The following is a 24637-nucleotide window of genomic DNA, read 5'->3' as shown; positions in this document are numbered from 1 at the left end:
ATTTTAACCCTGGCCAGAAAGCATTCCGCAATCTGTGAAGAACCTCGGGCCAACCTTGCTCTGGCCTGGGATAGCGGATATTCTAGATTGAGCCGGTAACCCGCGAGGTCCGTCACTTCAAGCCGCTGCCCATCATGAGTTGAAGCGTACGAATCTGCGTGTTGATTGCCGGAGAGAGGAATTGGAGTTTGCCCGAACAAGTTTCGCTTGAAAAAGGAATTCCCACCGCCGAGGTTGCGGCAAAACGCCTGCTGGTCCTGCATTACCATGAGATCTGGCTGAAGGGAGGCAACAAGCGATTCTTCCAGAGCCGGCTGGTGGCGGCGGTGAAGCGCAGTCTGGAGGACTTGTCGCCGCGCCCTTTGGAAGTTGTGCTCGACCGCCTGCTGGTTCAGGTGCCGGACGAAAACCTGTTGCCCCTGATGGTAGAGCGCCTGCAAAGGGTTTTCGGCCTCGCCTATATCGGCCTGGCATGGGAAGTTTCCGGGGGAATGCCGGAACTGGCCCGCTGTGCCCGCCAGGTGATGGAGCGCGCCGGTCCCCGCAGCTTCGCGGTGCGCGCCAAAATTGCCGACACCGCTCTGGGAGCCAGCTCGATGGAAGTGGAGCGCGAGATCGGGGCTGAAATTCTGAACGCCTTGCGCGCAAAGGGGAGCGCTGTTCGGGTGAACCTTTCTGAGCCGGAAGTCACCTGCCAGGTGGAAGTGATTCCGGGCCGCATGCTGCTCTATGCAGAACGCGCCGAGGGCCCGGGCGGCCTTCCCGCCGCTACGGGTGGCCGCCTGGTGATGCTGCTTTCCGGCGGGTTCGACTCCGGCGTGGCGGCCTACAAGATGATGCGGCGCGGCGCCCACCTTGTCTTCGTCCACTTTTTTGGCAGCGCCTCGCCGGCCAGCGGGCCGTCGAGCCCGATCGCCGAGCGCATGGTGCGCGTGCTGACGCCCTATCAATTCACCTCCCGGCTTTATCTTGTTCACTTCGACGCCGTGCAGCGGCAGATCGTGGCCGGCGCCCCGGAGAACCTGCGGGTGCTGCTCTACCGACGCATGATGGCCCGCATCAGCCGTGAAATCTGCCGCGTTGAACGCGGGCTCGGTCTGGTGACCGGCGACAGCGTTTCGCAGGTGGCCTCGCAGACGCTTCACAACCTGGCCGCCGTCGATCGCGGCATCGACGTGCCGGTCTACCGGCCGCTCGCCGGAGACGACAAAGAGGAGATCCTGCGCATGGCGCGGCGCCTCGGCACCTATGAGATTTCCTGCGAGCCGTTCGAGGATTGCTGCCCGCGCTTTATGCCGCGCTCGCCGGCCATTTTTGCCAGCCCCGAACAACTCGATCGCGCCGAACAAGGTCTCGATGTCCAGGCGCTGGTGACGATGGGTCTCGAAAGCGCGCGCGCCCTCGACTTCAAGTACGAGCGGGGAGAGGTTACCAGACGCGAAGGGCTGCCGCGACGATTTGAGAAATTCCTCGACCATCGGAAGGCCCTCGCCGCGGGAGCGGTGGGACATCGGGAATCCTGACGGCCTCTAGCCCTCCTGCCACGAACCATGCCGCCTCGCGACGACGCTACTGACCTCACTGCTCGCCCTCGCCTTCGGAAGAGATGACGATGAACATTCCCACGCCCTGGCGGTTGACGCGCAACAGGACCTGGCCTTTGACGCCGGCCGCCAGTCGATTGAAATCCTCGACATTGCGCGCCGGCTGCCGGTTGATGCTTTCAATGACGTCGCCCTGCTCAAGATACTCGGCCGCCGGGCTGTCCGGCGCCACTTCAGTCACCGCGACTCCGGCAACGTTGCCGGGCACTCCCAATTGATTGCGAAGGGCAGGGGTCAGATTTTGGATAGAGATGCCGCCGAGTAGTCCCTCTGACGTTTCAGGGCGCTCTCCCGAGGCCTCGCTGCCATTGGCGGGACGCTCGCCCAGCGTGACTTTCACGCTCGCTGGTTTTCCGTTGCGGAGCACGTCGAGTGTAACCTCCGTGCCGGGACTGGTTTCCGTCACCATCGAGACAAGGCTTCCTGCGTCGGAGACGGGCTGCCCGTTGAATTGGCGGACCACGTCGCCGTTCGTGATTCCCGCCTTCGCCGCCGGCCCGCCGGATTCAACATTTTGAATCAGTGCTCCAGACACATCCGGGACATCAAACTCCTTCGCCAATCCAGGATCGAGGTCCTGGACTTGGGCGCCCAGATAGCCTCTCGACACTTTGCCAGTCCCGATCAGGTCTTCCATTACGTGTTTGACGGTGTTCGAGGGAATTGCGAAGCCGATGCCCAGGAAGCTGCCTTCGCCTTCCGGACCCGTGTCGCCGCTCAGGATTGCAGTGTTGATTCCCACAACCTGCCCTTTGACGTTCACCAGCGGCCCGCCAGAATTGCCCGGGTTGATGGCGGCATCGGTCTGGATGTAATGGTCGAAATTGTCCTGCGTAACACTGGAGCGGCCGAGCGCGCTGACCGCGCCGCGGGTCAGAGTGAAATTCAGGCCGAAGGGATTGCCAAAGGCCATCACAATGTCACCCACGCGAAGGTCGGCGGAATTTCCCCACCTGGCCACGGGCAGGTTGCGGGCGTCGATCTTGAGTACCGCAAGGTCGCTTGATTTGTCGGATCCCACAATCGTGGCCTTGAAGGTCTTCCGGTTTGAGAGCATCACCTCGATGTCCTTGGCCTTTCCCCAGAAGACTACGTGGTCATTGGTAACAATATAGCCGTCCGGTGAAACGATGACGCCCGTTCCCAGGTCGTGTTCTTTTTGCTCCTGTGGGACTACCAGGCCGGGACCGTTGCCGAAGAACTGGCGCCACATGGGATTTGCAGAAAATGGAGACTGGCTGGCATGGACCACCTGCGTGGTTCGAATGTTAACCACCGCGGGCAAAACGGCGTCGGCAACCTGCTCGTAGGCTTTATTCAACTGCTCGAGGTGATCGATGCCGGGCCCGTCCACCGCCTGGCCGGCGGCAAGAACAAAGTCGGGAGAATGACGCTGGCCAAGGTACACCGCCGAAGTCAGGGCCAGGCACACGATGCTGATGATGGCCAGGCTCAGTCCCATGAAATTGTCGCGAAGAAACTGCTTTGAAAGATGTTGCATGAAATCATTTCTCCTCTCGTTAAGTTCTCTTGCGCGGCGTCGAGCGCGTTTGCGTACACTTCTCCCCGCGCATGCCATGCTCCTGTTTGCAGGTCCGCGAGTGCGGTGGCGCGCTAGAGGCTTGACAAGCTTTCAGAAATTGAGACGCATTGGCCGGGCTGCTCCATCACGGCCAGCACGCCCCATTGCGCTGAATTTGACATCGCTGCTCGAGCGTTAAGGACTAAGGGTGTCCAACCCTCCTGTTGCGGATATTCGGGATTGCCTGAAATGACCTCCACAACTGTGTAGGTGGCGCCGCCGGAATGCAGGGTCATTTCCAACCCCTCCAGTCCGGCTCCAGGCCGGGCCTGCTGCCAGGTCCTACTGATCAGCACAAAATGGTTCCGGTTATCTTCCGCTTCGCGGAGCATCCATCTGGCGGCCGAAATTCGATCCACGCCGGGCGTGAGGAAGAAGGCGGCTGTCACAAACGCCCTCTCCCGGCAAGCCGCCGAGGCGACATTTTCAGGATGGTTTTCGCGAAGCCTCGGAGAGGGCCTGACACGCGACGCCTTTTTGCTCGGACCTTTCCGCACAGCCAGGCCTGAATAAATATCACTTCGGTTCACGGGCGGCGGCGCAGAATTTTGAGCAGCCAGCACGGGGCTCGCCTGTTGCTGATGGGGTGAAAGCCGCTCGACTACGGAAGTGAGGCCATTAAACATCATCGTGTTGGCCAGAAGGCCGAGAACCAGGGTGAGTGCGGAAACCGTCGAAAAAACCGGCTTGCGCCGCGCCTGGTGTAATCCCGCGCGAACTTCGGCAGCCAGTTCGTCGATGAGCCGCACGCCCCAGCTAATACGGCACTCATTTTTCACCTGGTCGAGATCGCCGAAATCAAATCGCGCCCGCCGCTCCGCTTCTTCACGAGACAGGCCCGACCGCAAGTGCTTCTCCGCCTGGTGTTCCAGGTGGGAGCGAAGCTCCTCGTCCAACTCCGCTTCCATCGCCCTTCGCCACAACACGGCCCGCATGCGATACAAAAGATCATGAATCATGACGCATCCTACATACGTTGACCGCAGCTACGATGCAAAAAATTACGAATTCTGAATTATGAAAGGGTTCATCCTTCACACTTCACACTTCATCACGCTGTTTCCAAAACCTGGCCGACGGCGGTGGTGAGTTGGCGCCAGGCGCTTTCTTCGGCCTCAAGCTGCTTTCTACCGGCCCTGGTCAACTCGTAATATTTGGCGCGCCGATTGTTCTTCGATGCCCCCCACTTTGCCCTGATCCAGCCGCGCCGCTCGAGCCGGTGGAGCGCCGGGTAGAGCGATCCCTGCTTGATGCTGAGGACCTCTCGTGAAACCTGCTCGATGCGGTCAGAAATGGCCCAGCCGTGCTGGGGCCCCAAAGCCAGCGTCTTGAGGATCAACAAGTCGAGAGTGCCTTGCGGCAGATCGATGGTTGCGTTTGCCATGCCTTGCCCCCTTGTACTTCTACAAGAACAGTATTACACGTTCTTATGTCGAAGTACAAGGGGAAAAATTAATTATGAATTCTGAAGGACGAATTATGAAGGATGAAGGATGAAGGATGAAGGATGAAGGATGAAGGATGAAGGATGAAACAAACCCCACGTGCGCCCCGTTTCGGCTTGCGCTTGTCACTTGCCACTAACCACTATCTACTGCCTCATTCGTAACTCGTAATTGTCATTGCGTTTTCCGCTTTCTTTCATCCTTCGGCCTTCACACTTCATACTTCATTCGTATCGCAGCGCCACCATGGGATCAACTTTGGCCGCGCGGCGGGCGGGGATGTAGCAGGCTGCGAGGGCCACGGCGATCAGGATGAGCGAGACTACGATGAAGGTGAGCGGGTCACTCGGCTTGACGCCATACAGCAGGCTGGTGAGGAACCGCGTGAGGGCAAACGCTCCGGCGACGCCGAGTGCAACACCCATCAGCGCCAGCCTGAGCCCCTGGCCAACGACCATGTTTAGAACATCCCTTTTCTCCGCCCCCAACGCCATGCGGATGCCAACTTCGTGTGTGCGCTGCGACACCGAGTAGGACATCACCGCGTAAAGGCCTATAATGCCGAGCAGCAAGGCCATGCTGCCCGCGAGGCCGAGCATCACCAGCGTAAAGGAAGTGCGCGCTATCGACCTTCGGCAGTAGTACTCGAGCGTATGGACCTCCGCCAGGGGAAGGTTCGAGTCCACAGACCAGACGGCCCTTTGGACCTCGTTCATCAGGCTCCGCGAGCCGGCGCGGGGGCTGCGAATCGAGAAGGCCACGCCACGGCGCACATTGACCTCATCGCCCTCGAAGTGATTCATGAGCAAAGGCCAGTACACCAATGCAGGCGCTTCCTTATCCATGCCCTCGTCGCGAACGTCACCTACCACGCCAACGACTTCGCGCCAATCGTCCTTCGTGCTAACGCGGATTTGCTTGCCCAGGGCGCTCGATGGGTCCTGCCAGTATTCGCGCGCCAGTTTTTCAGAAACGATGGCCACCGGATGCTTGTTGTAGAGGTCGCTCCAGGTGAAATCGCGTCCGGCGACAAACGGCGTGCCTGAAGTCTTAAAATAGCCCGGCGCGACGAACTCAAAAATACGGAGCGGAAGCTTGCCGGGCGAGTAGGTGCGGTCTTTTGCGAAGACGGGATCGCTCCAATGATTTCCATCCATGGGGACGCTCCTGGAAATGGCGGCCGAGGAGACACCCGGAATGGCTTCGATCTTATGCAGGATTTCCTCCTGCATGTGAACGACCCGCTGCGGATCCTTTACCTCATTTTCGGAGATGCTGATGCGAAGTGTCTGGAGCGTGGAAGGCCCAACGAATCCAGGGTCCACACGGGTCAAGGCAAGGAAGGTGCGAATCATGAGACCTGAGCTGATCAGAAGGACGAGCGCCAGCGCCACCTGGGCAATCACAAGCGTGCTTCGCGCGCGGTGCCGCTCGCGACTCGCGCTCATCGAACGTCTGGACTCATGGAGGTCAGTCCCAAGGCGCGCGCCCGTATATTTCACGACCGGAACGGAACCGAAAAGAAGACTGGCCACCATGGACATCGCCAGCGCGAAGAGCACGACGGTGCCATCAATGGCGATTTCATTCAGGCGGGGCAGGCCGGCCGGCGCCACGGCAACCAGTATCCGCAGCGCCCCATAGGCAAGCCCGAGGCCCAGCAAACTGCCGGCCAGGGCCAGAATCAGGCTCTCAAACAGCAGTTCGGCAGCAATGCGGCCCCGGCTTGCGCCCAGCGCGGCGCGGATGCCGAACTCCTGCTGGCGGCCTTCGGCGCGGACAAGAAGCAGGTTTGCCACGTTGGCGCATGCGATGAGCAGCACCAGGCCGATGCCGCCCATCAGCACCCACAAGACCTTGCCAACGTCACCCACCACGTCCTGCTTCAGCGGCCGGACATTGGGCCCAATGCGGGCGTCTTGGAACATCTTCAGGCTGAAGCCCGGCGGCGCCGGAAAACTTCTCAGCATAATGGGGACCATACGCGCCACGTCCGCGTTGGCCTGCGCCAGCGTGACACCCGGCCTGAGCCTGGCGATGGCTTCGTAACTAAACTGGCCAAGGAACAATTTGGCGCGGTCGAACTTCAAGGGCAGGAAGAGCGCGATGCCGGGCCGACCCATAAAATCGAATTCCCGCGGCAGCACTCCGATGATTTGGTGCAACTTTCCATCCAAAGTCATCGTTTTTCCGATCACCGAGCGGTCACCGCCGAATTTACGGGCCCAGTAGCCGTAGGTCAACATTACCGTCTCCGCGCTGCCGGGGGAGTCGTCCGCAGTGGTGAATAGCCGTCCGAGCATGGGCGTTACGCCGAGAACGGGAAGCAGGCCGTCCGTCACGTCCACGGCCCCCACTTGTTCCGGTTGGGCCACGCCGGTGATGTTCACCGAATCGCCCTGGTAGATGCCAATATCCTGAAACGTGCGGTTCTGCTCGCGATAGATGAAGTAGGATGAGGGTGATACGTTCAGGAGAGCAACATTGATTCCGGGGGCCGAATGCCAGACGCCCACCAGTTGCTCCGGATGCGGATACGGCAAAGGTTTCAGTAAAACCCCATCGAGCACGCTGAAAATCGCAGTGCTCGTACCAATCCCGAGGGCGAGGGTGAGAACCGCGACAATCGTGAAGCCGGGATTGCGGCGAAGCTGGCGAAGGCCGTAGCGGAGGTCCTGCCCGAGCGTCTCGAGGAGGGGAAACGTCCCAAGATTGCGGCTGGATTCTGCGGTGTGGGCTGGATTTCCGGGGAGCATGAAACCTCCGCTGTTCAAGAGCGCAGAAGTAACGAGTCCAGAGATAGAATCATGAATTCAAGATTATGAATTCTGAATTATGAACAGAACCAGGCGCGGCCGTGCCTTGGTTTTGCTCGTCATTTGTCACCAACCACTAGCCACTGCCTTTCACAGCGACGCAATGCGGATGGAGCCACCGCTCGTGTGCAGTTGGAGCGTTTGCCCGCCCGAGCCGAGCGTGCCGTGCACCTTTGATTGCGATATCGTGCCCTGAACGCGCAAGGGCATATCGGTCGAGACAGAGCCTCCAGAAGTGGAAGCGTCGATATCGAGATTCGCCGTTGGATCGAGACTTGCCCGGATCGAGCCGCCGGAAGTTGTGAGCTCGCCTCCCTGGTTGTTGCCGCGCGCGAAAGCTGCCTGGATCGAGCCACCCGAAGTGTGGGCGACCGCGCGGCCCGTCACGCCGTCAATGTGAATGGGCCCCCCGCTGGTTCCCGCCTGCAGTGACCCGTTCAATGAATTCACCGTGATGCCGCCTCCCGAAGTTCCCAGGTCGGCGTTGCCCGTTACATCCCGGACACTGATCGAACCTCCCGACGTGCGGGCCATGAGATTTCCGCGAACCTCGGAAGCGTCAATCGACCCTCCCGAAGTGCGCAGGTCCTGTTCGCCCTGGAGTGAAGTAACCTTAACCGACCCGCCGCTGGTTTTGATGCTGAGGCCCGTCTGGGACGGCACCGTAACATCAAAGTGCAGATTGACGTTCGAGAACCATTGCAAGGTCTTCTTTCGCGCGGTGACTTGAGCCAGCCCAGCGCTTGAATTGAAATCGAAGTTGAACAACGACTCTAAATCGTCACGGTTCGAGGTGATGACGACTCTGGCGCCCGAGGCGCTCGAGCCTGTTACCGTAACGCTACCCGCGTCCGTTTGGAGCACAAATTTCCCGCCCGGCTCGAGTGACAGCGTTTTTTCAATCCGCGAATCGGCGAATGCCGCAACGCTGATTGCCATCAGGGCGACCATCAGTAAGCCTGTTCTTTTCGTTTTCATGATTTCCTCCGCGTGAATGAGCTTTCATCAGACCAATACGCGCCAGCAGCAGTAAATGTTCTGAGATTTTTTGATTTTAGAGCCGGAATGCGACAAAGGGAAGCCTCTATCGCGCGGCGCAACTGAAATGACCGCGCCCGAGGATGATCGGGAATTACATTTCGTCTTCGTGGGCGGGGGGTGAGGAATGGCTGACCACTTCGACGAGGCCCGCAACCTCGCCCAGGCTGTCGTACACGGGCGCCAGAACGGAAATCATGCCCGGTCTTTGCTTCACCGTAACGCGCTGTCCGCTTTCGAGCACTGTTTTCATGGGCGGAAACAGGTCCTGATAAATAGCTCCGAAAACCCAGAACTGGCTCATCTCGTGGGCGTTGCGGATGACAACCTGGATTTTTTCCGGGTGGCCCGGGATGGGCATCCAGAGGTTGACGTCGCAGGCGAACGGCGCCAGGCGCGACAGGCGGATGAGAATTTTCTTGACGGCGTTAAATTCGGCGTCGTTGACGTCATAGTTATCGCCGGCCAGAAAGCGATCCTGCGGGTCGGTCTTGAACATGTACTCGAGCGCGCGCGGGGTGACAATCCGCCGGCAGGCGTCTCCGTCAAGCATTACTGCGGCGACGCGCGCGATGCGGTCGAGCTCCTGCTCGATTTGCTCAGGGCTGTTGCTGGGCTTTTCCGTCATGAGCTTTCCTGCGCAAGCTGCATGATGTATTGCCGGACGCGGTCCCAGGCGGCGGCATCCAGGCTGGCGGAAAGTTTGTGCGTGGGTTCGCCCGCGGCCTCCATCTCCGAATTCGTCCACTCATAAGGCGGCTTGCCGGCGAGCGCGGGGCGCGGGTTCCACCATTCGTCAGGTGTTGAGCTGTTGAACCGCTGCGTTGCTTCCGACTTCAGCTTTTCCAGACCGTGGCGCGATTTGTAACTATCAAGCAGCGTCAGTTCCTGCACGGTGTTGCGCTGGATTTTGAGCCGGACGCTCGGAATGGGATCCCGCAGACCGAAGCGTTCGCCTGAGTAAACCAGCGTGGTGCCGCCGCCGGTAAAATTGAACCAGGGGTCCTTGCCTGGGCTCACGGCGAGCCAGTGGACAAAGCCCATCGCATCCCACAGCCAGGCGCGCAGGGCCAGCTCCGCGATGGCTGATGACGGCTGGCTCACTTCAGGCGGTCCGCCGTAGTACCAAACAATATCACCCCGCTCGTGCAGCATCTTTGGCGCGCCCTTGTACCAACTCAAAAGGTCGCCGGCGCAGGTCCACATGTTGACCACGCCGTTGAGCTCGCGGAATTGCTGCTCCATGTCCCAACTGACATCGGCGCGGAACACAAAATGGACGGGCGTATCGGCGGGCAGCGATCTCTTCAGCAGCCGGCCGTATTCCTTGAAATAGCTGAGGTCTCTGGGAAAGCGCACCTCGTCGCCGTCCCATGAGAATCCCATATAGCGCTTCTTGTGATTGAAGAACATTTCAAAATTGGTTCTTGCCCAACCCTTCTCGCGGAAATGCCTTTCCATTTCGCCGACCACATTGACGAATTCGGCTTCATAACCCGGCTCGCCCCACCACAGCCAGGAAGCAGGCCATTCAGGGTTGATGGGCAGATAGGCAAACGGAATGGGCCGGGGGCCGCGGCGCGTCTGCGCAAAAGCGGAGCCGTCCAGCAGGGGACCGTAGTGGCGGTCATACAAGTTCCAGTTGGCGATGCGCTTCCTTCTGCCCTCGCCTTCGAGCGCGGGGGCGAATTCGGGAGTGACGCGGCCTGCATGCCCGTAACCGAGCTGGTGGAACACACCATGGTGCTCATAAAAGATCCGGTGGTAGGAGTGGATGAGGCGGAAAAGTTCGTCGCTCTCAAAAAAATTTTCGGTGACTGCTCGGACACGGGCTGGAAACTGTGCAGCGATCCAGGAGGCATCGTAAGAATTGTGGTCCATCACCACCACATCTTCCGCGGATACCGCCGCAGGATGCACCCGCAGCCGGAGCACGAGCGTCCGGATTTTGCCAGCCGCTTGAAGCGTGGCGCGCCCCGAATATTCACCCGGAGTCGCGTCCAGCGGAACCCAGATGTCTACCCAGAAGGCCTGCGCCGTCTGGCCGGCGATTTTGTTGTACGGGTCGGGAATCTGAGAACGAGAAGGGAGCGGCGCCGGAACCAGAGCATCCGGGTAATACTCGCCCGAGCGAAGCGGATGGAACCACTCGCGGTAGAGGTCAATCTGGATTTTGCCGGCGCGGTCGCCGAGCTGAAGATCGAGCTTGTAATCACAGGGCCGGGCGGTTTGAACAATGACATGAAATGAGGCGTAGCTGCCCCTCGCGCACTCGAGCGAAAGACCGTCGTTTTTCTCGAAGCCGACGGTGGCGGGCGCGGCGTTCCTGTCCGCGCTGACGATGCCGCCAAAGGGACCGGGGCGGAGAAACTGCGGCAGCGCGAAAAGGCGTATCTCAGGGTTCCGCGGGCTGGCTGGACTTCCCGCAGCTTCACCCAGCGCGGGCAGCGCCTGTTCGGCCGCCAGCGCCCCGAGCGCGGTTCGCAGGAAAGCCCGGCGTGACGGATTCGTAGCCCTTTTCAGTGGAGATTCCATGCCCGAGAGCGGTCCGCGATTATAGTATGTAGAGCGCGGTCCCGGGCCATCATCCCTGAACTGCTCATCGAAGTCAACCGTAGAAGCCGCCGCAACAGTGTTGCGGCAGCACGATGCGAACAATCAGCCGATGCATACCGACACGACATCCCTGGATGAAAACGGATGATTTGTTTTGATGGCTGGCTGATGGTACAGCCGGATCAAAATCAGGCCTGCAAGGTGCTCTGTTGCTGAGATACCGCACCCAGTGCAGTCCCATTGAAGGACATCAGAATCAGGTCTGCGCGCCGTTGAACACCGAACTTCGCCAGAAGGTTCGAGACGTGGAACTTTGCGGTGCGTTCGGAAATGTTCAACTGGCCCGCGATTTCTTTGTTGGAAAGGTTATCCAGCACTGCCTGAAGGACCTCGCGTTCGCGCCGGCTCAATCCCACAGAACTGCTGATCATGGTACGGTTGCGCGAACTCGGCAGAATTGATTCGACAAACCGGGAAAGCAGAACACGAGGCACCGCGTAGCTGCCTTCGAGCAGGGCTTCGAGAGCAGCCCCCAGGTCCCTGGGCGACTCAGAATAGGTTAGCAGCCCTTTGGTTCCCAGCCGCAGCAACGGGAAGGCGTTGGCCTCGTCAAACCTTTCAGAGACCGCGACGACCTTCGACGCCGGGTAACGATCCATAACCTCCGATACCAGGAGGGCCGCAGCGGCTGGCATACAGGCGTCAACTACATAGAGGGGGCACTTCGGAATTGCTAATCGGTGGAAATCGGTTGTTAAACGGGAATCGACATGCTTGGCTTTCACCCGATAGGAGAAGTTGGCCAGTATCCTCGTGAACTCACTTAAAACCAATGGATGGGGAGATAAGAGGCAAACTTTGAAACACGGCTTGCCGTGTTTTCGCAACCTACGAGAGAAGCCAACGAGTGTTTGCTCGATCATCTTGCGCTTCTCCTTGCTTACTTGAGTTTCGTCATTTATTTGCCAGGGCTTCGAGCGTGAATCCGGGCGATTCACCCACTTGAAGGCGCATCGGGAAATGCCTTAAGTGGAAACCTGACTGGCCTAATGGGCCTCCCCTACCCAATCATCCAATCCTCACCCTGAATCCCAACTACAAGGTGGACATTCTGGCAAATGAACGTGCAAGAGTCAAGCTATAAATATTAAAAATTTCCACACAACGAAGGTTCGTTGGAATGTAGTATATCTTAGATAAGTTAATAAAGCTAAGCAGCTTACTACGTTATCGTAGCGGCTTAATACAAAGACAGTCTGGACGGTTTATATAAAAAATGGCGATAAAATCCATTAGGAGGCCAGTCTCAGGGATTCTACTGACCCCCCGGTCAGGCTTGGGACGGCATTTCCGGTACAGGCTGAGGCCAGTTGAGCCGTGCGCTTCGATTCGTGCCATGCATCGAGCTGTCCGTCGGGGACGGCAGCCCCCTCATTCCCGTTCAATTTGCACCGGCACCAGGAGTCCCAGCCCTCTGCGGCGCAGCACGATGTACAGCGCGAGCACGACGAAAACTTCCGTTGCAACCACGACCGCCGCCATTCCAAGCTGCGCAAATCGTGGCGCGAACACCACCGCAAGAATCAGGTTGAGCACGCCGCCTGCCATGACAGCACGATTGAATTGCCGGTCCAGTCCCAGCGGCACCATCCACAGCACGCCGAAGGTTGTGCCAAGAGCATCGAGCAACGGCAGTGCCGCCATCACCTGGAGCACTGGGATCGAGGCCGCGAAACCTTTTCCGAGGACCAACGGCACGGCCCACGGAGCACCAAGAAATGCGGCGAGGCTTAACGCCGCCCCCGTCGAACTCATGAGAAACATGCTTGAACGACCCAGCCGCTTTGCCGCGGGCAGGTTGTGCTGCACGAGGTTGCTGAGCCGGGGGTACAGAGACTGGTGGATAGGAACCAGCAAACCCATAAGCGCCCGCGCAAGCTTTTCGGCGCCCGCGTAAAAACCCACGGCTTCAGGCGAGGCAAATAACCCGAGGATAAAAGCATTGCCGGCGCCATAAAGACCCATCGAGCTGCGGAAGAGAAACATGCTCCATCCCATACGCAGCGTGTCGCGGACCATCCGCCAGTCGGGAAGCTTAAGGGGAACTTCCCTGTAAACCATTGCCGCGGCCACAACGACGGATAATAAAGAGCCGCCGCCCTGCAACGCCAGCACCTTCCAGCCGTCGGCGGGATGATGAACGATGATGAAGATTCCCGCCGTCGCCGCTGCTTTTCCCGCGACATCGAGCACAGCGACCAGCCGCATTCTCTCAAGACCCTGGTAATACCAAAGCATGCTGAACGATTGCGCCACGGCCCAGAACATTGCCGCCCGGAGGAAAGCGGGATGCGCGCGGAACAGCGGAATCCACGTTCCCAGACTCAGCGCGATGACCCCGGCAGCCGTCGCCAGCACCAGCTTGACGCCCATCACGCCAGCCACCAGGTTGGCGAGTTCGCCTATGGAAGCACGATTTTTTGCCACCGCACGAGTAGCCGACAGATGGAAGCCGTATTCGATTCCGATGCTGGCATATGCGCCGAAGGCCTGCGCAAAGGCCACCAGCCCCCAGGTTAACGGCCCCAGCACGCGCGTCAGGTAGGGAATGGTGACGAGCGGCAGCAGGTAATTGGCGAACTGCACGCCGTATAACGAGGCCATGTTCCGCGCCAGACCTCGGTCAATTGACCAAGCGCGGAGCTTGGCGCGGATGTCAATCATGCGGCCTCCCTCCAAATCCGTCGAACGAGTTCACAGGGGAGCCAGTGCAGTGATCAGCCTCCAAGCCGGAAGTAGTTCACGTATATCCACTCGATTTGAATATAAGCAAAAGCTGCAAGAACCAGCAGCATGGCGTATCTTCGGCGCGCGGATTCCCTGATGGGGAGCAACACCTCGGATGCGCGCCCCTGAAGAAGTAAATCCAAAAAAGCTACTGCAAAAACCGCCAAAAGCGGAACGACAGGGAAATTGTAACGTGGCTGCGACACGGATAGCCAGTACGGAAGAGCATACGCCAGCGCTGTCCCAAGAAGGCAAAGGCGGCGGTCGGAGACGAGTGACGCCTCTTTGGCATTGAACAAGAAAATGATCGCCTGGGCCATCAGCGCCCAGTAAAAAAGCACGTCTGCCACGGTCAGTAAAATGGCCGCCCACATTCTTGATCGCTTCCCCAGGACGCCCTTCAGCGGTTCCGCGTAGTGAACCGGAAAACCGAAATAGGCTCGAGCCCGATTTAAGGTCCTCAACACAAACAGGCCGGGCCTGGATTTGATGTGGTTTAAAGCAAGCTCTGTGTAAAGGCGATCTCGAGCCTGCGGACTTTCGCGATCGATTCTGGCCAGCAACGAACGATAGCCCGCGGAGATGCCGATTTCCCCTTGAGCCTCTCCCCAGGTCGCATAGAGCGGTGTATAGGGGTTATTTCCCCAAAAGAGGTTTTGCGAATTCGAGTCATTGATGGCTACGAATCGCCCCGTTAGCGTATAGGCTTTCCACAGCCATGCCGACACGAGAATGGCTGCAATCACGAGTGGGGCGACCGCGATCTTCACATTCCTCAACCGTCTGAAGAGGTAATAACACACGAACGCGGCTACCAGCAGACTGCTTGGCCTGATTAAGACGAGTCCGCCCAAAGTAACGCCCGTCAGAGCAATGAAGGCGAAGGAGGGCTTCCTCTCAGCCAGGGTCATGAAGAGCACGATCCCCATCACGCAAGCCGCGGCGGGATATTCCGTCGAAGGGTTGAAGGAATCTCGAACATAGGGCGGGTAGAAAACAAAAATGAGAGCCGCCAGATTCGCTGCCCTAAGGGTCACTACCTGTCTTACGAGGAAAAATAGAAACACGGTAAATACCAGGTAAATTGGAAGGATCGAAGCTCTAGCCACCAGAATGCTCTCCCCGAAGAGCTTTTGAACGAGGTAAAGATAGTAAGGAACGCCAGGCGGCCAATAGGGTTCAAAATTCTGGTGGTGCAGGAGCTGAGCCGCCATCCCCATGTAACCAGGAGCTTCGTTTCGCAAGGGGATATGGGCTACGAGGCTTAATGCGAGGATCCGGAGGGCCAGGCCAACCGCCAGAATGATGTAAATGGTCCGATTCCATTCCAAAAATTTCAGGAAACATCGCCCAGCGCGATTTGGCACGACGGACATCCCCACACCGTGGCAGGTCAGGCCTGGTTATTTCAGACAATCCCCAAAGTTGTTTGATTTTCGACAACATTCGGCGGGCGTTGGGTTACCAGCGCTGATGCACCTCAGCCCGCAGCCGCATGTCATAGATCTCGCGCACTTTACGCATCACCTCATCGCCGAGGGGCGGCAGGCCGGACGCGCGCGCGTTGTCTTCCACCTGTGAAGGCCGCTTGCCGCCGGGAATGGCGCAGATGACGGCGTCAAACATGAGAATCCAGCGCAGAGCAAATTGCGCCATGGTAGCTCCCCCGGGGACCAGCGGGCGCAACTGATCGACGATATCGAGGCCCAGATTATATTCGACGCCGGAGAAGGTTTCGCCCTTGTCAAATTTCGCCCCCTCGCGGTTGAAACTGCGGTGGTCGTCCTGGGCGAAAGTGGTTTCGCGGGACATGCGGCCGGTCAGCATGCCGCTGGCCAGCGGCACTCGCGCCAGGATGCCCACGCGGCGGCGTTTGGCTTCAGGAAAAAAGAGCTCCGCCGGGCGATGGCGGAACATGTTGAAGATGATCTGAACGCTCTGGATGCCCGGATATTCCAGCGCCTTCAGGCCCTCTTCGCAGGTGCGGACGCTGACACCGTAGTGGCGGATTTTCCCGGCCTTCACCAGCCCTTCAAGCGCCTCAAAGGTTTCCGGAGTGTAATAGACCTTGTTGGGCGGGCAGTGGAGCTGAATGAGATCGACGCAATCCGTCTGCAGATTGCGCAGGCTGTCTTCCACAAAGCGGCTCAGGTTTTCGCGGTTATAGCCTTCAGGGGTATGGGGGGTCAGGCGGCGGCCGGCTTTGGTGGCGATGTAAAAAGTTTCCTTGCGCTCTTTGCGGAGCCGTCCCAGTAGCCGCTCGCTGCGGCCGTCACCGTAAACGTCGGCGGTATCGAAAAAGTTGATGCCGACATCGAGAGCTTTGTGGAGAGCCGCCATCGATTCCTTCTCATCGACGCTTCCCCACATCGAGCCGATGGCCCACGCGCCAAAACTGATTTCTGAAACCTTCCATCCTGTCCTGCCCAATTCCCGGTATTTCATTCTTCTGCTCTCTGCGATTGTGTTTTCGTGTAGTGCGACACTTCGAGCATGGATCTGACCGATGCCCGGTTAACCAGGGGTCCCTTTATGCCTTCGCCGCCTCTTCCAGACTCTTATCCAGAATGGCAACCGCCTGGTCGATATCAGCCGCTGGGATGTTGAGCGGTGGCGACATTCGCAGGACGTTGGCGTAGAGGCCGCCTTTGCCAATCACCAGGCCATTGGCCCGAGTCCGCTCCAGGGCTTTGTTGGCGAGGTCCCCAGCAGGCTCCTTGGTTTTCCGGTCTTTCACCAGTTCGACACCCACCATCAAACCCATTCCGCGGACATCGCCAATGGAGGCATGCTTTTCCTTCAGGGCTTCAAGGCCTTCTCGGAAACGCCTTCCCGCCGTCTCGGCGTTGTCCATCAGACGGTCTTCTTCAATCAGGTCGATGGTTGCCTTGGCCGCAACGCAGGTGACGGGATTGCCGCCGAAGGTTGAGATGGTCAGGCCCTTGAAGCTGTCTGCGATTTCCGGCCGAGTGATCGTGCAGCCGACGGGAACGCCGTTGGCCATGCCTTTGGCGCAAGTCATCATGTCCGGCTCAACCTCCCAGTGCTCGATGCCGAACCAGCGCTTGCCGGTGCGCCCGAAACCCGCCTGGACTTCGTCGGCAATGAAAAGCCCGCCGTAATTGCGCACGATGTTGGCCACAATCTTGAAATATCCAGGGGGAGGCACCACCACGCCACCCAGACCCTGGATGGTCTCCGCCAGCATGCCGGCCACTGCGCCGCCGGTGGAAGTCTTGATGACCTCTTCAACGTCCTTCGCGCAGTGCAGCTCGCAGCTTGGGTAGGTGAGACCGTAGGGGCAGCGGTAGCAGTAGGGCCCGGGCGCTTGAATGACACCGAACGGGACGATGCCGGCCTTTCGCCAGGTGCTAAGCCCGGTGAGGGATTTCGCCAGTTGCGTATGCCCGCTGTAACCGTGGCGCAGCGCAAGGATGTCGTAATTGCCGGTATGCATGCGCGCCGTCAGCACGGCCACCTCATTGGCCTCAGAGCCGCTGTTGGTGAAGTAACTTTTCTGCAGTTTGCCGGGCGCGATCTGGGCCATCTTTTCGGCCAACGCCACGATAGGTTCGGAGGGGAAAAGCGTCGAGGCGTGTTGCAGACGGTCGATCTGGGCCTTGACTTTTGAGTTCACTCTTTCATTGGCGTGCCCCACGCTGATGGTTACGATGCCGCCCAGGAAGTCAAGATACCTGTTCCCATCCACATCGCAAAGATACTGTCCCTTGCCATAGTCGAGGACCAGCGGGTCTTTGTAATAGGTTGCGACGCAGTTGAAGAGATACTCTTTATGCTTGCGAATGATTTCATCTCTGGTCATAGGTCAGTCCTTCTCGGAATGGATTGAAAAAAGAGTTTACAAGCGAAAGCTGAAAGTTGGAAGGGGCGAGCGCAGCCGCGCCGGAGCCGCGACTAAATTTGGCATTGTCGTCCCACCCAGAGACGCCGCATGTATCCATAGAACAAAATATCAAAAGCAACTCTCGCAAAGACGCCAAGGCGCAAAGGCGGCAGAGCTGCTGCGGGCGAGATTAGAATTTGCGCGACCACTCCTTCGGCCAGCGTTCGATGACGACCTTCTCTTGTGTATAGAACTGGACGGCGTCACGGCCCTGAGCGTGCAGCACGCCGAAGAAGCTGTCTTTCCAACCGCTGAAAGGGAAATAGGCCATGGGCGCGGCCACGCCGATGTTTATCCCGAGGTTGCCGACCGGGACCTCATACCGGAACCGGCGCGCGGCGGCCCCACTGGTGGTGAAAATCGAAGCCTGGTTGCCATAAGGATTGCGGCCGAGGAATTCAATCCCCTCGTCCAGGGTCTTGACGTGGTTTACGCTGAGCACGGGTCCAAAAATTTCGTTCTGGGCTACCACACTTGCGGGCGGCACATCCTCCAGCAGAGTGGGCCTGAGGAAATTGCCTTTACCATTCGCAATGGAGTCGTTGCGGCCGTCCAGCAGCACTTTGGCGCCGTCGTCCACGCCTTTGGAAATGAAGCTTTGGATTCGCGCCTTGCTCTCCGGCGTGATCACCGGCCCCATTTGCACATCTTCCTGCAGACCGTTGCCAACGCGAATTGAGCTCGCGGCGTCCGTGATGCTTTGCGTAAACCTTTCCCGCGCTTCGCCCACCGTGACCGCAACAGAAACCGCCAGGCATCGCTGGCCGGCGCACCCGAACGCGCTGTCACAGGTAATCCGAGTTGCGGCGTCCATGTCGGCGTCCGGCAGAACCAGCACGGGGTTCTTGGCTCCGCCCTGGCATTGCACACGCTTGCCGTGGGCCGCCGCCTGGGCGTAGACATACTTGGCCACTGGCGTTGAGCCCACAAAGCTGATGGCGCGGACGTCGGGATGTTCGAGCAGGGCGTCAACCGCGATTTTGGCGCCGTGAACCAGATTGAGGACGCCGGGGGGAAGCTTCAATTGGTCCATCAGCTCGAACAGAAAGGCGCTTGATAGCGGCACCCGTTCGGACGGCTTCAGGATAAAAGTGTTGCCGCATGCCAGGGCATAAGGCAGGAACCAGAAGGGAATCATTGCCGGAAAATTGAAGGGCGTGATCGCAGCCACCACGCCCAGCGGCTGGCGGATCATGGTTTCATCAATTCCTTGCGCCACGTCTTCCAGGTTGTAGCCCTGCATCAGCGAAGGGATTCCGCATGCCACTTCAACGTTTTCGACGGCGCGCCGAAGTTCGCCGCGCGATTCCGCCAGAGTCTTTCCGTTTTCGATGGTGATGGTCCGGGCGATCTCTTCAAAGTGGTCCTCAAGAATCTGCTTAAGTTTGAAGAGATACTGGATGCGGTTTTCGGGCGGGGTCCGGCGCCAATCAGGGAATGCCTGGCTGGCGGCGCGCACGGCGCAATTGATGTCTTCGCGGGTGGCGAGCGGCACCCGTCCGAGCACGTCGCCCGTTGCCGGATTTGTCACGTCCTGATAGTCAACGGTTTTTGACCGCTGCCACTCGCCATTGATGTAGAGTTGCAGTTCACGGGTTGCCATGCCGCCTGTGACTCCCGAGGTGCTCATCTTCTTTGTTCTTTTCCCTGCCTTTTCCGGGTGATGCGAACTTCCAAAAAGCTGGTCTTCGGAATGCCCAAGGCACTGGAAACCGCTTGGCATTGACGCTTACTTTGTCCACTCCGTGTGGAACACACCTTCTTTATCCGTGCGATGATAAGTGTGTGCGCCAAAGCAATCACGCAGTGCCTGCAGCAGGTTTGCCGGAAGGCGTTCCTGCCGATAGCTGTCGATGTAACCGAGAGACGTTGAAAAGGCCACGCACGGCGTACCGACATGAGTTGACTCCTTCACGACGTCCCGCAGCGCCACCGAGGATTTGTTGATGGTTGAGCTGAAGGTCGGTGCCAGCATCAGGTTTGGCAGAGCCGAATCCATGGCAAAGGACTGCTGGATGTGGTCGAGCATCTTGGCGCGGATAATGCAGCCGCCTTTCCAGATGCGGGCGATTTCCGCATAGTTGAGGTTGTACTGATATTCCTGAGAGGCCACCCGAAGCTGCTCAAAACCCTGGGCGTAGCAGACCATCACCGCTACCCGATAGGCTTCCCGCATGTGGTTCAAGAATACCGTGAGGTCGCCTGAGAAGACTTCTTTCGGCCCGCTCAGGATGTTCGACGCGGCGACGCGTTCTTTTTTCTGTCCGGAGAGGATGCGCGCCTCCACGGCGTAAGTCAGTGTCGGCACCGCCACGCCCAGGTCCATGGCATCCTGAGCTGTCCACTTCCCGGTGCCTTTCTGCTGGGCCTCATCGACGATCAGGTCGACGAGCGGCTGGCCGGTTTCGTCATCTTTTTTGCCCAGAACCAGCGTGGTGATTTCCAGCAGGTAGGAATTGAGATCGGAGGCGTTCCATTCGTCAAAGATGTCGTGAATTTCCGGGGTTGTAAACCGAAGCACATTCTTGAAGATGTCATACGTTTCACAGATGATCTGCAGGATGCCGTACTCAATGCCATTGTGGACCATCTTGACGTAATGGCCGGCGCCGCGGGGCCCAAGGTATGTGACGCATGGGCCGTCCTTAGTCTGCGCCGCCATTTGGGTGAGCATAGGCTCAAGGTGCCGGTAGGAATCTTCGTGTCCGCCCGGCATCAGAGACGGCCCATGGAGCGCGCCTTCCTCGCCGCCGCTCACGCCCATTCCAAAGAATCGCAATCCCGATTGCTCCAACTCCTGCCCGCGGCGCTCGGTGTCTTTAAAGTAGGAGTTGCCGCCATCGATGACGATGTCTTCCTTCTCGAGATTGGGCTTCAGATCATTGAGAGCGGCGTCTACTGCCTTGCCAGCCGGGACCATCATCAAAATGCGCCGCGGCTTTTCGAGCGCCGCCACAAAATCCTTGAGGGAACTCGTCACCGTGATCTGCTTGCCCGCCACAGCTTCGGCAACTTTCTGGACTTTTCCCTGATCGATATCGAAACCGGCTGCCGAGAAGCCTTTGCTCTCCGCGTTGAGGGCAAGATTCTTGCCCATCACTCCCATTCCCATCACTCCAAGGTGCCTCTTGACCATCGTCGCCTCCTTCGTTCGAATCCCCTCCATGCAGAGCAGTTTTCAGGGTATCGGCGGATCCAGGCCGCTGTTTTCATTGTGATCTGCGCTTTCGTCCCGCAAAAGGAATATAATACACCTCTCGGACGTTACAACCCGGTCCCTCGCGCATCTAAGTTAAATGGGATTGTTCGAGTGGCATGCGCGCTCCGCTCGTCAAGGATCTCCAGTTCGCCAGTGCGCAAATCCAGAACAGGAGCGAATTGCTTTGGACGGACATTCATCAGCAGCTCAAACTTCAAAGGACAGCCGGAGCGAAGCAGAGCTTGACCTGCTTTGCATCAACACTATTCGCGGTCTGGCCATGGATGCCGTCCAGAAGGCGAATTCCGGCCATCCTGGGATGCCCATGGGCGCGGCGCCGATGGCGTATGTGCTGTGGACACGTTACCTGCGGTACGATCCGCTGAAACCTCGTTGGCCCAACCGTGACCGCTTCATCCTTTCAGCGGGGCATGGATGCATACTGCTTTACAGCCTTCTCCATTTGACCGGGTATGACATGCCGCTGGACGAACTCAAGCAGTTCCGGCAGTGGGGCAGCGAGACGCCGGGGCACCCGGAGTACAACCTGGACAGGGGAATTGAAACCACCACCGGGCCGTTGGGACAGGGATTCGGAAACGGCGTCGGTATGGCAATTGCTCAAAAATACCTTGCAGCGCATTTTAACCGCCCGGGACACGAACTGATCAATTACAAGATTTATGCCATCGTCAGCGATGGTGATCTGATGGAAGGGGTGGCATCCGAAGCAGCTTCCCTGGCTGGTCACCTGGGGTTGAGCAACCTCATCTACCTGTACGACGACAACCACATCTCCATCGAAGGGTCTACGGAGCTGGCCTTTACCGAAAACCGCGCAGAACGCTTTGAAGCCTATGGATGGTTCGTACAGACAATCGATGACGGCAACGACCTGGAAGCGATTGACGCGGCGCTCAAGGCTGCGGAGGCCGAAACGGAGCGGCCGTCGATCATCATGGTGCGGACCCACATTGCTTACGGAAGTCCGAACAAGCACGACACGGCAGGGGCTCATGGGTCGCCGTTGGGCGAAGAAGAAGTCAAGCTTTCCAAGGAGTTCCTCGGGATACCGTTGGAGCCGAAATTTTATATTCCCGATGATGTCCTTGCTCATTTCCGTAACGCCATTGAGCGGGGCGAGAAAGCCGAGACCGAATGGCAGGAACGCCTGAACGCCTTTCGGAAGGCTTTCCCTGATCTTGCCGCCGAGTGGGACCGCTATGTGCGCGGGGAACGGTCGGAGACATGGAAATCAAAGCTTCCGGCTTTCAAACCCTCCAACGGGCCGCTCGCCACGCGGCAGGCCTCCGGGGCCGTGCTGAATGCAATTGCTGCGGAGCTGCCTATGCTAATCGGCGGCTCGGCGGACCTTTCTCCCTCCACCGACACGCTGATCAAGAATGCCGGATATTTCAAGAAAGGCGACTACGGCGCACGCAATTTTACTTTCGGGGTACGAGAGCATGCCATGGGTTCCGCGCTCAATGGAATGGCACTGAGCGGGCTGATTCCGTATGGGGCGACGTTCCTGATTTTCTCGGACTATATGCGGCCTACGCTCCGGCTGGCAGCATTGATGGGAATTCATTCAATTTTTGTTTACACCCATGACAGTATTTTCCTGGGCGAGGATGGGCCCACCCACCAACCCATCGAGCAGATCCCATCGCTGCGCGCCATTCCGAACCTGTCGCTGATCCGGCCTGCGGATGCGAATGAGACTGCGGTAGCGTGGCGATTGGCGATTGAACGGAAGGGCGGCCCCGTGGCCCTGGTGCTGACCCGGCAAAAACTTCCGGTGATCGACCGCGAAAAGTACGCTAGCGCCGAAGGGGTGGCCGCGGGAGCTTACATCCTTGCGGATTCCCAGGGCAAGCGGGCGGATGTGATCCTGATCGCCTCGGGGTCGGAAGTTTCAGTGGCGCTGGAGGCATACGAGAAACTGATCGCCGAAGGCATTGGCGCCCGCGTGGTCAGCATGCCGTCATGGGACCTGTTTGAAAAGCAGAGCCAGTCTTACAAAGATGAGGTCCTGCCGCCTCTTGTCACGGCCCGGCTGGCTGTCGAGGCGGCGGCCCCGTTTGGTTGGGAGAGATACATCGGTCTCAACGGCGGTGTGATTGGCATGTCGCGCTTCGGCGCTTCCGCGCCCTACAAGGTGTTGGCGGAAAAGTTTGGTTTTACGGCGGACAACATCGTTCGGCGGGCCCACGAGCTCCTGGGCCGTTGAGTGGCTAGCGAGAGCGGTTTCATAACGGCCCCATCTTATTTTCTGTTGCCGCTTCCGGGGGGCTGGCAGCGTGTCTCGGACTTACTGGATTAGCCCCTGTTGGCCCGTGGGCGTGAAGGTGGGTTACGCTGGGAGCAGCAGATGTCGCGTGTGCGGCATTGCCGGATGGAATCATCAAGAGGAGGAACCAATCGATGAGCGAGAATCCTTTGAAGGAACTGCAAAAGTACGGCCAGAGCGTCTGGCATGATTACATTAGCCGTAAGGAAATCCTTTCCGGCGAATTGAAAAGACGAATCGACGACGATGGGTTGCTGGGAGTTACGTCGAACCCGAGCATTTTTGAAAAGGCCATTGCCGGCAGCGATGATTATGACGAGAGCATCAGCCAGTATGCCAGCGAGCGGCTTGGAGCGCCGCAGATTTTCCAGAGGCTGGCGATAGAAGACATTCAGAAGGCCACCGACGTGTTTCGGGATGTTTATGAACGCACCAACGGAATGGACGGTTACGTGAGCCTGGAAGTTTCTCCCCTTCTTGCGCACGATACGCAGGGAAGCATTGAAGAGGCGCGGCGGCTGTTCCGTGCTGTGAACCGTCCGAACGTGATGATCAAAATACCGGGGACGAAAGAAGGGCTGGCTGCCATCGAACAGACCATCGGTGAAGGGATCAACATCAACATCACTTTGCTCTTTGGCATGGACCGCTACGCGGAGGTTGCCAAAATCTACCTGAAGGCGCTCGAGAAGCGCGTGGCTCAGGGGCAACCAATCGACCGGTTGGCATCCGTGGCCAGCGTATTCGTGAGCCGCATTGATTCGCTGTTGGACAAGCAGTTGGAGGCAAAGCTGGCGGCTGCCAAAGCGCCGGAAGAGCGCCAGAAGTTGGAAGGGCTTTTCGGCAAGGTTGCGGTGGCCAATACCAAGCTGATCTACCAGAAATACAAGGAAATCTTCTTAACACCCCGCTTCGAGGCGCTGGCTCAAAAGGGCGCGCGCGTGCAGCGAGCGCTGTGGGGTTCGACGAGCACCAAGAATCCCAAATACAGCGACATCCTTTACGTCCAGGAACTGATTGGCCGGGATACTGTGAACACTATGCCCAGCCAGACCATCGATGCCTACCGCGACCACGGCAAGCCCGAGGCGGATACCATCGAGCGGGGGCTTGACGACGCCCGCAAAGTCATTTCGATGCTGCCGGACGTCGGCATCGACCTGGATGCGGTGACCCAGCAGCTTGAGGACAATGGCGTCGAAGCATTTGCGAATGATTACGGGAAACTGCTGGCCAGCATCGAGCAAAAGAAAAAAACTTTTACCGGGAGCGCGCGCGTAGCCGGTTGATAGTTTCGCCGGGGCTCGATTAGCCCGCCCAGAGTACTCTGGGCAGGCTCGACAGCCAGGAGTTTGTCCAATGGCCCTGGCGCAAAGATGCCGGGTGGCGGATTTTCGAATCTGAAGACCTGAA

General features: G+C 58.6%; 17 protein-coding genes. 3 read left to right on the top strand and 14 right to left on the bottom strand.

Annotation, left to right across the window (positions count from 1 at the left end; all coding sequences use genetic code 11):
* Nucleotides 1-188: 188 nt before the first annotated feature.
* Nucleotides 189-1523, top strand: coding sequence for a tRNA uracil 4-sulfurtransferase ThiI (thiI, locus tag VFQ24_14370; protein ID HET9179539.1), 1335 nt, complete (start codon nt 189-191; stop codon nt 1521-1523).
* Nucleotides 1524-1578: 55 nt separating this feature from the next.
* On the opposite strand, the gene VFQ24_14365 is transcribed toward thiI, so the two are convergent.
* The 14 genes from VFQ24_14365 to gndA all read right to left on the bottom strand — a co-directional run bounded on the left by VFQ24_14365 (nt 1579) and on the right by gndA (nt 20868).
* Nucleotides 1579-3105 carry a Do family serine endopeptidase gene (locus VFQ24_14365; GenBank protein HET9179538.1) on the bottom strand — a complete coding sequence of 509 codons (1527 nt, stop codon included), beginning with the start codon at nt 3103-3105 and terminating at the stop codon, nt 1579-1581.
* Nucleotides 3106-3218: 113 nt separating this feature from the next.
* Nucleotides 3219-4145, bottom strand: a complete 927-nt coding sequence (locus VFQ24_14360; protein HET9179537.1) for a permease prefix domain 1-containing protein — start codon at nt 4143-4145, stop codon at nt 3219-3221.
* 92 nt (nt 4146-4237) lie between these two features.
* Nucleotides 4238-4570 carry a PadR family transcriptional regulator gene (locus VFQ24_14355; protein HET9179536.1) on the bottom strand — a complete coding sequence of 111 codons (333 nt, stop codon included), beginning with the start codon at nt 4568-4570 and terminating at the stop codon, nt 4238-4240.
* Between the two features lie 285 nt (nt 4571-4855).
* The gene (locus VFQ24_14350; protein HET9179535.1) at nt 4856-7387 is read right to left on the bottom strand and encodes an ABC transporter permease; all 2532 of its coding nucleotides are present in this window, start codon (nt 7385-7387) and stop codon (nt 4856-4858) included.
* Nucleotides 7388-7537: 150 nt separating this feature from the next.
* Nucleotides 7538-8425, bottom strand: a complete 888-nt coding sequence (locus tag VFQ24_14345) for a DUF4097 family beta strand repeat-containing protein (protein HET9179534.1) — start codon at nt 8423-8425, stop codon at nt 7538-7540.
* Between the two features lie 154 nt (nt 8426-8579).
* Nucleotides 8580-9113, bottom strand: coding sequence for a hypothetical protein (locus VFQ24_14340; GenBank protein ID HET9179533.1), 534 nt, complete (start codon nt 9111-9113; stop codon nt 8580-8582).
* Complete coding sequence (locus tag VFQ24_14335) at nt 9110-11020, bottom strand: hypothetical protein (protein ID HET9179532.1); 1911 nt, start codon at nt 11018-11020, stop codon at nt 9110-9112. Before VFQ24_14335 ends, VFQ24_14340 begins: the two co-directional genes overlap by 4 nt.
* A gap of 209 nt (nt 11021-11229) precedes the next feature.
* Nucleotides 11230-11736: a response regulator transcription factor gene (locus tag VFQ24_14330; protein HET9179531.1), complete on the bottom strand. Its 507-nt coding sequence runs from the start codon at nt 11734-11736 to the stop codon at nt 11230-11232.
* A 736-nt stretch (nt 11737-12472) separates the two neighbouring features.
* The gene (locus VFQ24_14325) at nt 12473-13765 is read right to left on the bottom strand and encodes an oligosaccharide flippase family protein (protein HET9179530.1); all 1293 of its coding nucleotides are present in this window, start codon (nt 13763-13765) and stop codon (nt 12473-12475) included.
* Between the two features lie 53 nt (nt 13766-13818).
* Nucleotides 13819-15195 carry a glycosyltransferase family 39 protein gene (locus VFQ24_14320; GenBank protein HET9179529.1) on the bottom strand — a complete coding sequence of 459 codons (1377 nt, stop codon included), beginning with the start codon at nt 15193-15195 and terminating at the stop codon, nt 13819-13821.
* A 94-nt stretch (nt 15196-15289) separates the two neighbouring features.
* Complete coding sequence (locus VFQ24_14315) at nt 15290-16273, bottom strand: aldo/keto reductase (GenBank protein ID HET9179528.1); 984 nt, start codon at nt 16271-16273, stop codon at nt 15290-15292.
* A gap of 85 nt (nt 16274-16358) precedes the next feature.
* Nucleotides 16359-17651, bottom strand: a complete 1293-nt coding sequence (locus tag VFQ24_14310) for an aspartate aminotransferase family protein (GenBank protein ID HET9179527.1) — start codon at nt 17649-17651, stop codon at nt 16359-16361.
* A gap of 211 nt (nt 17652-17862) precedes the next feature.
* Nucleotides 17863-19335: a CoA-acylating methylmalonate-semialdehyde dehydrogenase gene (locus VFQ24_14305; protein HET9179526.1), complete on the bottom strand. Its 1473-nt coding sequence runs from the start codon at nt 19333-19335 to the stop codon at nt 17863-17865.
* Nucleotides 19336-19461: 126 nt separating this feature from the next.
* Nucleotides 19462-20868: an NADP-dependent phosphogluconate dehydrogenase gene (gene gndA, locus VFQ24_14300; protein ID HET9179525.1), complete on the bottom strand. Its 1407-nt coding sequence runs from the start codon at nt 20866-20868 to the stop codon at nt 19462-19464.
* A 247-nt stretch (nt 20869-21115) separates the two neighbouring features.
* Here gndA and tkt point away from each other — a divergent pair, with 247 nt between their 5' ends.
* Together tkt and tal are read left to right on the top strand one after the other, a co-directional pair.
* Complete coding sequence (gene tkt, locus VFQ24_14295) at nt 21116-23164, top strand: transketolase (protein ID HET9179524.1); 2049 nt, start codon at nt 21116-21118, stop codon at nt 23162-23164.
* 194 nt (nt 23165-23358) lie between these two features.
* Nucleotides 23359-24513 (top strand): transaldolase, encoded by a 1155-nt coding sequence (tal, locus tag VFQ24_14290; protein ID HET9179523.1) that lies wholly within the window; start codon nt 23359-23361, stop codon nt 24511-24513.
* Nucleotides 24514-24637: the final 124 nt, after the last annotated feature.

The organism is Terriglobia bacterium (genome assembly GCA_035712365.1).
Taxonomy (GTDB): domain Bacteria; phylum Acidobacteriota; class Terriglobia; order UBA7540; family UBA7540; genus SCRD01.
This window is presented reverse-complemented; position numbering and strand designations above follow the sequence as displayed.

Excerpts from the sequence above, each read along its gene's own strand:
- VFQ24_14365 (HET9179538.1), bottom strand. The coding sequence starts at position 3,105 with ATGCAACATCTTTCAAAGCAGTTTCTTCGCGACAATTTCATGGGACTG.
- VFQ24_14360 (HET9179537.1), bottom strand. The coding sequence starts at position 4,145 with ATGATTCATGATCTTTTGTATCGCATGCGGGCCGTGTTGTGGCGAAGG.
- VFQ24_14355 (HET9179536.1), bottom strand. The coding sequence starts at position 4,570 with ATGGCAAACGCAACCATCGATCTGCCGCAAGGCACTCTCGACTTGTTG.
- VFQ24_14350 (HET9179535.1), bottom strand. The coding sequence starts at position 7,387 with ATGCTCCCCGGAAATCCAGCCCACACCGCAGAATCCAGCCGCAATCTT.
- VFQ24_14345 (HET9179534.1), bottom strand. The coding sequence starts at position 8,425 with ATGAAAACGAAAAGAACAGGCTTACTGATGGTCGCCCTGATGGCAATC.
- VFQ24_14340 (HET9179533.1), bottom strand. The coding sequence starts at position 9,113 with ATGACGGAAAAGCCCAGCAACAGCCCTGAGCAAATCGAGCAGGAGCTC.
- VFQ24_14335 (HET9179532.1), bottom strand. The coding sequence starts at position 11,020 with ATGGAATCTCCACTGAAAAGGGCTACGAATCCGTCACGCCGGGCTTTC.
- VFQ24_14330 (HET9179531.1), bottom strand. The coding sequence starts at position 11,736 with ATGCCAGCCGCTGCGGCCCTCCTGGTATCGGAGGTTATGGATCGTTAC.
- VFQ24_14325 (HET9179530.1), bottom strand. The coding sequence starts at position 13,765 with ATGATTGACATCCGCGCCAAGCTCCGCGCTTGGTCAATTGACCGAGGT.
- VFQ24_14315 (HET9179528.1), bottom strand. The coding sequence starts at position 16,273 with ATGAAATACCGGGAATTGGGCAGGACAGGATGGAAGGTTTCAGAAATC.
- VFQ24_14310 (HET9179527.1), bottom strand. The coding sequence starts at position 17,651 with ATGACCAGAGATGAAATCATTCGCAAGCATAAAGAGTATCTCTTCAAC.
- VFQ24_14305 (HET9179526.1), bottom strand. The coding sequence starts at position 19,335 with ATGGCAACCCGTGAACTGCAACTCTACATCAATGGCGAGTGGCAGCGG.
- gndA (HET9179525.1), bottom strand. The coding sequence starts at position 20,868 with ATGGTCAAGAGGCACCTTGGAGTGATGGGAATGGGAGTGATGGGCAAG.
- tal (HET9179523.1), top strand. The coding sequence starts at position 23,359 with ATGAGCGAGAATCCTTTGAAGGAACTGCAAAAGTACGGCCAGAGCGTC.